Origin of the sequence: Halomonas sp. 3A7M, assembly GCF_014897875.1 — a bacterium.
Lineage (GTDB): Bacteria > Pseudomonadota > Gammaproteobacteria > Pseudomonadales > Halomonadaceae > Vreelandella.
The window spans coordinates 19,559-30,172 of the sequence record NZ_JABUZD010000155.1 but is presented as its reverse complement, the minus strand read 5'-3'; the positions used below and the strand labels follow the sequence as shown (position 1 = coordinate 30,172).

General features: G+C 51.7%; 12 protein-coding genes. 6 read left to right on the top strand and 6 right to left on the bottom strand.

All coding sequences use genetic code 11. The features are described 5' to 3' along the window. Positions 1-737: hypothetical protein (locus INT19_RS13740; protein WP_226924651.1), on the top strand; the 737-nt coding region annotated here is incomplete at its 5' end. Positions 738-1,309: 572 nt separating this feature from the next. Continuing rightward, positions 1,310-2,116 carry a mechanosensitive ion channel family protein gene (locus tag INT19_RS13735; protein ID WP_120385919.1) on the top strand — a complete coding sequence of 269 codons (807 nt, stop codon included), beginning with the start codon at positions 1,310-1,312 and terminating at the stop codon, positions 2,114-2,116. An 81-nt stretch (positions 2,117-2,197) separates the two neighbouring features. Here INT19_RS13735 and INT19_RS13730 read toward each other — a convergent pair whose 3' ends face one another. Both INT19_RS13730 and INT19_RS13725 read right to left on the bottom strand, forming a co-directional pair. Continuing rightward, a complete protein-coding gene (locus INT19_RS13730) occupies positions 2,198-2,500 on the bottom strand; it encodes a hypothetical protein (RefSeq protein WP_193061183.1) in 303 nt (100 codons plus the stop codon). A 365-nt stretch (positions 2,501-2,865) separates the two neighbouring features. Then, a complete protein-coding gene (locus INT19_RS13725; RefSeq protein ID WP_089039989.1) occupies positions 2,866-3,489 on the bottom strand; it encodes a hypothetical protein in 624 nt (207 codons plus the stop codon). A gap of 471 nt (positions 3,490-3,960) precedes the next feature. Here INT19_RS13725 and glnA point away from each other — a divergent pair, with 471 nt between their 5' ends. From glnA to glnG, 3 genes are all read left to right on the top strand, one after another. Continuing rightward, a complete protein-coding gene (gene glnA, locus INT19_RS13720; RefSeq protein ID WP_089039988.1) occupies positions 3,961-5,367 on the top strand; it encodes a glutamate--ammonia ligase in 1,407 nt (468 codons plus the stop codon). A 359-nt stretch (positions 5,368-5,726) separates the two neighbouring features. Continuing rightward, entirely contained in the window at positions 5,727-6,785 is a 1,059-nt protein-coding gene (glnL, locus tag INT19_RS13715) for a nitrogen regulation protein NR(II) (RefSeq protein WP_193061182.1), read from the top strand. Next, positions 6,782-8,212 carry a nitrogen regulation protein NR(I) gene (gene glnG, locus INT19_RS13710; protein WP_193061181.1) on the top strand — a complete coding sequence of 477 codons (1,431 nt, stop codon included), beginning with the start codon at positions 6,782-6,784 and terminating at the stop codon, positions 8,210-8,212. The genes glnL and glnG overlap by 4 nt, the downstream gene beginning before the upstream one ends. 64 nt (positions 8,213-8,276) lie before the next feature. Here glnG and INT19_RS13705 read toward each other — a convergent pair whose 3' ends face one another. After that, positions 8,277-9,125 (bottom strand): ChaN family lipoprotein, encoded by an 849-nt coding sequence (locus INT19_RS13705; protein WP_193061180.1) that lies wholly within the window; start codon positions 9,123-9,125, stop codon positions 8,277-8,279. Positions 9,126-9,137: 12 nt separating this feature from the next. Beyond that, positions 9,138-9,314, bottom strand: coding sequence for a DUF6435 family protein (locus INT19_RS13700; protein ID WP_193061179.1), 177 nt, complete (start codon positions 9,312-9,314; stop codon positions 9,138-9,140). Between INT19_RS13700 and INT19_RS13695 the strand changes: the two genes are divergently transcribed. Continuing rightward, positions 9,313-9,480: a hypothetical protein gene (locus INT19_RS13695; RefSeq protein WP_193061178.1), complete on the top strand. Its 168-nt coding sequence runs from the start codon at positions 9,313-9,315 to the stop codon at positions 9,478-9,480. The genes INT19_RS13700 and INT19_RS13695 overlap by 2 nt on opposite strands. 475 nt (positions 9,481-9,955) lie before the next feature. Here the strand turns inward: INT19_RS13695 and INT19_RS13690 are convergent, their stop codons facing one another. Together INT19_RS13690 and INT19_RS13685 are read right to left on the bottom strand one after the other, a co-directional pair. Further along, on the bottom strand, positions 9,956-10,468 hold the full coding sequence (locus INT19_RS13690; protein WP_193061177.1) for a YqiA/YcfP family alpha/beta fold hydrolase: 513 nt from the start codon (positions 10,466-10,468) through the stop codon (positions 9,956-9,958). 5 nt (positions 10,469-10,473) lie between these two features. After that, positions 10,474-10,608: an entericidin A/B family lipoprotein gene (locus INT19_RS13685; protein ID WP_193061176.1), complete on the bottom strand. Its 135-nt coding sequence runs from the start codon at positions 10,606-10,608 to the stop codon at positions 10,474-10,476. Positions 10,609-10,614 lie beyond the last annotated feature (6 nt).

The window sequence follows — 10,614 nt, the reverse complement described above, 5'->3', positions numbered from 1 at the left end:
TAAGCCTCGCTTTATACACCATAACTTATGCGGATTCACTTAACAGACCATTTTTTACCTTTCGTCTGACTGACTATAACGAAAGGGATATTGAAGAACTGAAGAAATTTGCTAAGCCTGTTTTTAACGTCGATACCATTCTTAGTACCGCAAATCGGCTGAAATACACCAATCTCGCGATGGCATCATTCAGCAAGATGCTTAAAGAACCGCCCCGCGAATTCATCAAATTCATCGCTCAAGATTTCTTTGATGGACGGATGACTCAGCAAGTTCTTGATGAATTCACACCGATCATCCGCGACGCAATGGCTCAACACATCAAAGAGCAGGTTTCTCTAAGACTCAAACAGGCATTAGCTACGACAAGTGGCGATGAGTCAGGTGCTGTTAACTTACAGTCCATTCAGATGGACTCCGAAGAACCTTCTCAAAATACAGATGATGAGATAGTCACGACTCAGGAAGAGATCGATGGTTACAACATGGTTCGGGCTATCGTTGCCAGCGAAGTAGCTCCTGAAAGGGTTTTCATGCGAGATGCAAAGTCGTATTGCGCCGTGCTGCTTGATGACAACAATCGTAAGCCGATCTGTCGCCTTCACTTCAATTCCAAAATCTTAAAAAGAATTGAAATTCGCCAAGATAATGAATCAGTTAAGCACGATCTAAATGTACTGACTGATATCTTCAATCACAGAGACGCTCTGATAGCCGTTGTAAAAGGCTACGAATGATCCCTAAAGCCGGTCTTGTGCCGGCTTGTTTTCGCCCGGCAAGGTAAATAAAGCTTATAAATTGGCTCATAAGGTAAGCATATTTACCTTGTGTTTTGCGACGTCTGCAAACGTCAGCTTTAACCACCACGGCTTGGAGTCAACAAATGCAAACCAATGCCCAACCATGCCGGGTGTACATGCATCCGACCGCTGGAAACAGCCACATCGCCATCGCGGTCATGCAAGCCACCACAGTCCGCATCGCCGCCCGCCTGAGTGGTACAAATTCCGCACTACCTATCTGCTCACCGCCATAAATGTACACCTGCCGGGTCACTTTCGCGGGTGCGCTAACGCTTACGCCGCGCTACTCGAAATGTGCATTACCTTCATTAATTAGTAAGTTGGATGTTGCCGTCCAGGTAATTCAGCGCTCAACCGTTGTGAATACTCTCTCAGTTTCGGCGTCATCAGCACGATGGTGCTTTAATTGTTAAATATGGTGAGGAAAAGAGTGTTCCAAAATAAAACTGCTTTAACATAATGAATGCTGTGTGTGTCGGTAACTGCCATCTAGAGGATATTACGTCATGGAAAACTTTCTTGAGCAATTTGGGGCTTATGTTCCTTTGATCATCAATGCCGTGAAAGCATTGTTGGTGTTAATTGTGGGCTGGATTGTCGCAGGGGTAGTCAGCAGCTTAGTGCGTAAGCGGGTGAATGCGATACCGCGTATAGATCCAACGCTGGGCAACTTTCTTGCAGCCTTGGTGAAGTGGGTCATTCTGCTGGTTGTATTTATTACGGTACTGGGTCTGTTTGGTATTCAGGCTACTTCGCTGGTTGCTGTGTTGGGGGCTGCCACGCTGGCTATTGGCTTGGCGTTGCAGGGCACGCTGAGTGATTTAGCGGCGGGGTTTATGCTGATTGTGTTTCGTCCTTACAAACTGGGTCAGTTTGTTGATATTGGGGGCACGTCCGGTACGGTTAAGGATCTTAACCTGTTCGTGACCGAGTTAGTGACGCCTGACAACGTGCAAATTATTGTGCCTAATGGGCAGGCTTGGGGGGCTATCATCACTAACTTCTCTCATCACTCGACACGCCGTGTCGATCTTGTGTTCGGGATTGGCTATGACGATGATGCTGATCTGGCCATGGCGATCATCAGCGGCTTGGCCGAGGCTGACAGCCGTATCCATGGTGATCCCGCACCTTGGGTAAAAGTCACTAACCTGGGAGCCAGTAGTGTGGACCTTACCGTGCGGCTTTGGGTCGATGCGGCGGATTATTGGGATGTGAAATTTGATATGACGAAAGCTGTCAAAGAAGCCTTTGATAAGCAAGGTGTTTCAATACCTTACCCGCATTCGGTAGAAATTCAGAAAGCGGGGTAAATGTTTCCGTTGATACGGTTTGTTAAGGCGCGCCCTTTAAAGGGCGCGCTTTGCTTTCGTAGTTTGTGATGGCGGTTACTCTTAATCGTCCTCGTCCCAGTGTTCCATCGCGCGTTTGTCATCGGGAAGTCGGACGATGTCGCCTACGTTAAGCTTGTGGTGGGATTCGTGGTGGTGCCCGTGTCGGTCAAGAATGGCGGCAACGCTGCCGATGCTGACGGCATCTTCATCACGATAGGCTTCTACTTTTACCCGCACAATGCGGCCTAGATAACGGGCGGAGAGCATGGCGCCTGGGTAGGGCGGCGTGTGGTCGGGGTCATTCTTAAAAAACTCTACAACGCTTGCGCTGCCAGGTTCGTCCCATTCGATATGCTGATGCATTGTCAGTGTCCTTTTGTTGAGCGGTATCAGATAGCGTGATGTTTAAGTGTAGTGTGCGTTGGTGTGATAGAGCCAATCACTGCTGAAGCATGGGGATGTCGTGGATCCGCTGCACTCACATTCGCTGGTTGGATAGCTTTGTCTTCAAAAGAACAAGTCTTCAAAAGAACTTGTCTTCAACAGCCGTGGGGGTAATACCTTTCTGTGTGCTGTTTTCACGTTGGTTAGTGCATTAACCGATTCTTGCCGATGGTATTGGCTTATTCGTGTTGAATAGTATGGTTAACACTATGACGGCGGGGGCAGTGCTATTGGGCAAGCATTTGAGCGTTTAACCAACAGGAGATCCTAAGCCATAAGAGACGTTAAGTATCCGTATGCGAGTTGGGAGGTGGCCGGTAGGGTTTGTTACTCCTTGATGGCGAGTCTCGGGTAAGCCCTGATGTTTCCAGGCTGAAGGTTTGTAAACGGGTAGGGCAGGCATAAAGGCGCTGTAGTAAATCAGCAAGCGCTGCTTCATCTAGCTCTGGGTCTAAGCCCCCCAACCGTTCTAGCCACGTGCGCCTGATGGCGATGTAGGGAGGAACAGCGACGCCTGCGCCTAAAAAGCACTGGAGTAAGCGTTCGGATAAGCGGGGTGGTTCGCTGCCAATCAAAAGAGCATCCAGCGTGTACGTGTCTAGCTGGGGATAAAGTAAACACCATAGTTTGGCTGTTAGCGCCCGTTGCTGCATTGCAATCAGCAACCAATCAGCTTGGCTGAGATATGCGGCTTGATTGATCCTTGCGCCCAGTGGCTGGGAAGGGGTAACAAGAAAGTGCGCGCGGTAGCGTTGCTCAATGTCCGGCACGCGCGGATCGGCGGTGGCGCTGGTCACGATAATGGGAAGTGTGTGGTCTGCAAAGCCTGTTTGGCGAATAGCGCGCAGGTGACGTGGTAAAAGGGCACCTGTGACTGACGCATCAACAATAAAGCAGACCGTGCCCATGTGAGTGGCTTCCTGTGTTGTGAAACCTGTTTGTTATTAAATCTATCTGTTTGTAATCAATTGTAGGTGTGAGTTTCTTTTGGTATCAAGCTAAAGTTCACAGTGATGAGGAAAATAATAGATGCTTGATATGCACCATGTTGGTGCTTGCGGGTCTCTGGTTGGTCTTTATTGGTGCGTTTTTCTGAGCTAGGTGGCTTTTTAGGGCTAAGTTCGTTCTTTCGCAGAGCATTATGCTACATGAAGAAGCGCAGTATTTTATTTTTTATCTTTTATAAAACAAATGCTTGTTGTTTTTTTATGCCATATTGGTGCAGAGTTGGCATGTTCCGTGCTTGGTATTAGGCAGCGGCTAGCGGGTCGTAGGCAGATGCCTCTCGGCGTGCTACAACGATAGCCGGTTTGTTTAATAACTCTTTTATCGGTAGCTTACTGTCACAAGCTTAAGCCACGTTCATACCGGAGGACACTATGTCAGCCAAGACTCTCGCGCTAATCGAAGAACATGATGTTAAATGGGTAGATCTGCGTTTCACCGACACGCGCGGTAAAGAGCAGCACGTCACCGTACCGGCACGGGACGTGGACGAAGAGTTTTTTGAAAATGGTCAGATGTTCGATGGTTCCTCTATCGAGGGCTGGAAAGGCATCAACGAATCCGACATGATTCTTCGTCCTGAAGATGGCACTGGTTTCCTCGACCCCTTCACCGAAGACGCTACCCTGATCCTGCGTTGCGATATCATCGAGCCTGCCACTATGCAGGGCTATGACCGTGACCCGCGTTCTATTGCCAAGCGCGCAGAAGCTTACCTGCAGTCCACCGGCCTGGGCGACACCGCCTTCTTTGGCCCTGAGCCTGAGTTCTTCATTTTCGACGAAGTCCATTGGAAATCTGACATTCAGGGTTCCATGTACAAAATCACCTCTGATGAAGGTGCTTGGGCGACCAGTAATCAGGTAGAAGGTGGCAACTTGGGGCACCGCCCGCGCGTTAAAGGCGGCTACTTCCCGGTTCCCCCGGTTGATAGTTTCCATGACATGCGTGGTGCAATGTGTAACACCCTGGAAGCGATTGGCCAGACCGTTGAGGTTCACCACCACGAGGTTGCTAACGCGGGTCAGAACGAAATCGGCGTTAAATTCAACACGCTGGTGAAGAAAGCTGACGAAGTTCAGGAAATGAAATACGTGATCCACAACGTGGCTCACGCTTACGGCAAAACTGCTACGTTCATGCCGAAGCCGCTGGTAGGCGACAACGGGTCTGGTATGCACGTACACCAGTCGTTCTGGAAAGATGGCCAGAACCAGTTCGCGGGTGACGAGTACGCTGGGCTTTCCGAAATGGCGCTTTACTACATTGGCGGTGTGATCAAACACGCTCGTGCTCTGAACGCCTTCACGAACGCGTCTACTAACTCGTACAAGCGTTTGGTGCCAGGCTTTGAAGCGCCGGTTATGTTGGCTTATAGCGCTCGTAACCGTTCTGCCTCTATCCGTATTCCGTATACCGCCAGCCCGAAAGGTAAGCGTGTTGAAACACGTTTCCCTGACCCGACTGCTAACCCCTACCTGGCGTTCGCGGCGCTGCTGATGGCGGGTATCGACGGTATTAAGAATAAGATTCATCCTGGCGATGCCATGGATAAGAACTTGTACGACCTGCCGCCAGAAGAAGGTAAGTCAGTACCGACCGTTGCCAACAGCCTGGACCAAGCGTTGGAAGCACTCGATGCAGACCGCGCGTTCTTGACCGAAGGTGGCGTGTTTACTGATGATATGATCGATGCATACATCGACCTCAAGATGGAAGAAGTGGAGCGCATTCGCATGACCACTCACCCGATTGAGTTCGATATGTACTACAGCTGTTAAGAGCGATTGCTAAGCACAGCAGCTAGTATCACTCCCTCGGGTGTGACTGGCCTAAAACCCCGCTTCGGCGGGGTTTTTTTATACCACTGAATAGTGAGACGAAGAGGTCTGTTTGCAAGGGGAGAACGCTGTCTGCGGCGCCGCACTGATGCGGTGAGTATTTTTATTGATGATGAGTCATGCGCACTATAATGGTGCAATAAGTGACAGGCTGACCGCTCGGACTGCGCTATAACGGCTCGCTACATCCCCGCCCCCTGCTCATTAGCCGTGCAAGTGGCCAATTGGCGCGCTTTTTGCAGTTTCTCTTTCATACGCTCGATAACGCTATTTTTTACAGCGACGCTTCAGGATACGCCATGTACCAGCGCTTACTTGAACACCTCACCACTGCAGTCTTACTGCTAGACGGTGAACTCCGTGTTCGTTGGATGAACCCGGCAGCGGAAGCGTTGCTAGCGGTGAGTTTTAGCCGTGTGCAGGGCATTAGTTTAGACACTCTGTTAGGGGGCGATGAGAGTATTGATGATGTCCTCGCTAAAGCGCGGGATGCCTTTCATCCCTATACCCAACGCGAAGCACGCATTACGCCGCTGAACAGCGAGCCATTAACGGTGGACTACACCGTGACCCCGCTTTCAGCCGATGAACTATTACTCGAAGTAGAGCCCCGTGATCGGCTAATGCAGATTTCCCGGGAAGAAGCGCTGACCACCCGGCAAGAGACCATCAAAGTGTTGGCGCGGGGCTTGGCTCATGAAGTTAAAAATCCCTTAGGCGGGATTCGTGGTGCTGCCCAATTATTGGAGCGCGATCTGGATGATCCTGCACTGCGTGAATTCACCCATATTATTGTGGAAGAGGTGGATCGGCTGCGAGATTTGGTCGACTCCATGTTGGGCCCCAATCGCATCGTCAAACATGAGCCGGTCAATATCCATAAGGTGTTAGAGCGGGTGCGAGCGCTGCTGATTGCCGAGCATCCGCATATTGAGATCCGTCGTGATTATGACCCGAGTTTGCCGGATCTTTCTGGCGATGAATCTCAAATGATTCAAGCGGTGTTGAATGTGGCACGTAACGCGGTACAGGCCATGAGTGATGCAGCAACGCCTTCGCCGGAACTTATGCTGCGCACCCGCGCACGCCGCCAATTTACGCTGGGGGCTGAACGCCATCGTTTAGTCAGTGAAGTGGGGGTTATTGATAATGGCCCTGGCATACCTGAAACGTTACGTGAAACGCTTTTCTATCCCATGGTTTCTGGGCGCGCTGAAGGTAGCGGCCTAGGGCTATCAATTGCTCAATCGATTTTGCACCAACATCAAGGATTGATCGAATGCGACTCACGCCCAGGGCATACCGAATTTCGTTTACTGATTCCATTGGTTGTTAATTTCACCGGAGAAGCGTCATGACTGAGGCGACACAAACCGATGTAGCACGAGTGGTTATTGTCGATGATGACCGCGCCATCCGTTGGGTATTAGAGCGGGCCTTAGCGCAGCCAGACCTGGATATAGAGTGTATTGAACGCGCCGATACCGCGCTGGAGCGACTGTTAGAAAATCCACCGGATGTGCTGGTGACTGACATTCGTATGCCCGGCATTGATGGGCTGGATTTAATGTCCCGGGTGCGTGATGCACACCCTGACCTGCCGGTGATTGTGATGACCGCGCATTCGGATCTCGACAGTGCCGTGGCGTCTTACCAAGGGGGCGCCTTTGAATACCTGCCGAAACCCTTTGATGTGGACGAAGCGCTGGCGCTGGTGCGCCGTGCGGTCGCTCATGCAAGAGAGCGCCAGCGCCCGGTCAGCGTACCGGAAGGGTTGAGTGCTGAGATTATTGGTGAAGCGCCCGCTATGCAGGAAGTGTTTCGCGCCATCGGGCGGCTTTCCCACTCCCACATCACGGTGTTAATTAACGGTGAGTCTGGCACCGGTAAAGAGCGTGTTGCTCAGGCGCTCCATCAACATAGCCCGCGAGCAGGCAAGCCGTTTATAGCGCTGAATATGGCGGCAATTCCCCGGGACTTGATTGAGTCCGAACTATTCGGCCATGAGAAGGGCGCGTTTACAGGGGCAGCGCAACAGCGCCAAGGTCGCTTTGAACAGGCTAACGGCGGAACGCTGTTTCTTGATGAAATTGGTGACATGCCCGCTGAAACGCAAACGCGCTTGCTGCGTGTGTTAGCGGATGGTGAATTCTATCGCGTGGGTGGCCATACGCCTGTAAAAGTTGATGTACGTATTATTGCCGCGACCCATCAGAATCTAGAATCGTTAGTTGACGATGGGCGGTTTCGCGAGGACTTGTTCCACCGCTTAAACGTGATTCGCGTTCATCTGCCGCGCCTTTCCGAACGTCGGGAAGATATTCCGCGTTTAACGCGTCATTTCTTAGCGGAAGCTGCCAAAGAGCTGACCACCGATATCAAGGTGTTAACGCCCGAAGCAGAAGCGCATCTTACCCGTTTGCCGTGGCCGGGTAATGTTCGTCAATTAGAAAATATTTGCCGTTGGCTAACGGTCATGGCTTCCGGCCGCGAAATTCTCATTGAGGACTTGCCCCCAGAACTGCTCTCGGTCAGCGCTTCTGAAGGTAGTGTTTATGGCGATTGGCGTTCCGCGTTCAGGGATTGGGCTGACCACGCCCTGGCAGAAGGCCATACCCATCTGCTGGAAGAAGCCGTGCCGGATTTTGAACGTATTCTGATTGAAACGGCGCTGAAACATACCGGTGGGCGCAAAGGGGAAGCTGCCGAATTGCTCGGCTGGGGGCGCAATACTCTTACTCGTAAATTGAAAACGCTGCTGCCTGCGCTGGCAGATGATGCCTAACCGCCCCTTCTTTTAACAAATAACCTGTTAGCGACCAATCTATTCGCAACCCATCTGTCAGCGGTTACTCCGCCGCTGGCAGTACAAAAACAGCATCTGCTAATGCAGAGTCGGGTGACTCGCAGGTTTCTGTTGACCAGGGCAGTAAGCTGAAGGTGTGATCTACCCCCAGCCCATCAAGTTGGTGGGGCACACCATCTTGGTAAATTACATGGCCTAAACCCATTAAGCCAACGGCCAATTTACCCTCCAAGGCGGCGTTAGTCAGCCCTTCGGCCATCGCGACATCCCAGCTAAGCTGGGCCTGTAAAAAGCGTCTTAGCATAGCGGGGTCGTCGTCACCCATTGCATGCTGGTCAAATACCTCTTTTAAGCGCATTTCATAGCCAGCGCTTGGCGGTAACGGTGCAGGTATATGGTGTCGCTGGTCGGCAGGCACGCTGCTGAAGCCGTCACGAGCTAAGCGCTGACGCAGCTCGGGCGTAATGTTGAGGGCGATCAGAGGAATCTGTTGAACACGCGCGAAATGGAGAATGGGTAAGTAAAGATCAGCATCAAACCCCCAGTTCTCCTCCCAGCCGGACTGTTCCAGCAGCGCTTCTTCGGATAACAAGCCCGCAACCCAATCATCGAGTGCGGGTTGCGCTTCCCGGGGCAGCATTTCTAACCCGATGACCATATCGTCACGCAGCGCGTAAAGCCCCGCTAGGGTGTACAACTGCCAGCGGTGGTGGTCAACGGCATCATGCTGCTCGCCCAATAGGACAACCTGGTGCTGTATTGCTTGGGCTAAAACAGCGCTGTTAGCAACGACATGTTGCGATTGCCACCACTGGCCAGGAAGAGGGCGGCTGGCATGAGCCGCTAAAGGTAGCCAGCCTAGAGTCATGGCAGCGATGAAATGGTGGCGCATGGGCGTTGTGTCCTAGCGTTCTTCTGCTTTAAGGCGATTGATCTCAGTCAGAATAGCTTCTGCTTCTTCCGTCAATGTGGCGTTAGCTCTCATGTCACCATTGCGCGAAGCTTGCATTGCGGCCTGTAATTTACGCTCGTAATCTTGCTGAAGTTTTTTCTTGGGATCGCGTTTAAATAGACCAAGCATGAGTATTCTCCTGTTGTTTGTACATCATTTGTATAGCTTTGCTTGGCGTATGTCGACTATTTTCCCGAGTCACCACACCGCCATTCCCGAGTGGGGTAATCGGGAATCCATCTTGACCTTGACCTGCAGCCGCCCGAAAACCCAGGTCAACATGGATTCCCGCTAAGGGCCTGCGGGAATGACGAGGGCGGCTCGGAAGGCTGGGATGGAGTCACCGCACCGTCATTCCCGAGTGGGGTAATCGGGAATCCACCTTGACCTTGGCCTTGACCTGCAGCCGCCCAAAACCCCAGGTCAACATGGATTCCCGCTAAGGGCCTGCGGGAATGACGAGGGCGGCTCGGAAGGCTGGGATGGAGTCACCGCACCGTCATTCCCGAGTGGGGTAATCGGGAATCCACCTTGACCTTCAGCAGCCCGACCCCCCAGGTCAACATGGATTCCCGCTAAGGGCCTGCGGGAATGACGAGGGTGGCAGGGCCTGTGGGAATGACGAGGGCGGCTCGGAGGGCTCATCGTCAGGCACTGATTAAACAAAAAAAACAGCCCATCGGCTAATGCCAGTCAGGCGTTAAGAGCGCTATTTTCAAAGGCATCGTTTTTAAGGACATCGTTTTAGAGACGTTTTTTTAAAGACATCGCTATTGAAGGCACAGCTCTAAAAACCGCTCGAAATCGGAAAGTATTGTATCAAGACTGTTCTGCAGGCGATGGTCATCGTCAATCATGCGTAGTGAAAGTCGCTGACAGCGGGCATGTTCAATGACTGGGCCTGGCGGTACGACATCATCTCGCCAGCCATGAATGATATGCGTGTGTTGTGCTTGCAGTGTGATTGAGGTTTGCGGGTAATCTGGCAAGCCAAGAGCAGGGGCTAATAAAAAACAACCTAACACAGGTTCCTGGGCACTCACCGCTGCACTTAACCATCCGCCGAGACTGGAACCCGCTAAAACACAGTTAGCCAGTGTGTCGTTGCGTTCATCAATCACGGCAAGTAAATGCGCTAAACGCTCCTGCGGCTCTTTTAAGCCACGGTAGTCCATGACGACGGGTTCGCAGTTCTCAAACTGCTCAGCAACCCCTTTTAGCGCTTGCACTTTCAGGGCACCAGGTCCGCTTTCCAGGCCGTGTGAAAGGTAAACCGTCACCATGGCCATTAGCTACTTGCGGAGCGCTGAATAGCTTCGCCGCCTCGTTCAATATCTTCGCCTGCGCCGCGAATAGTGTTGCAGCCACTTATGACCAGAAGTGTCACCATCATCAATAAACTGATCGCCATTGCACGCTTCATCGAAGG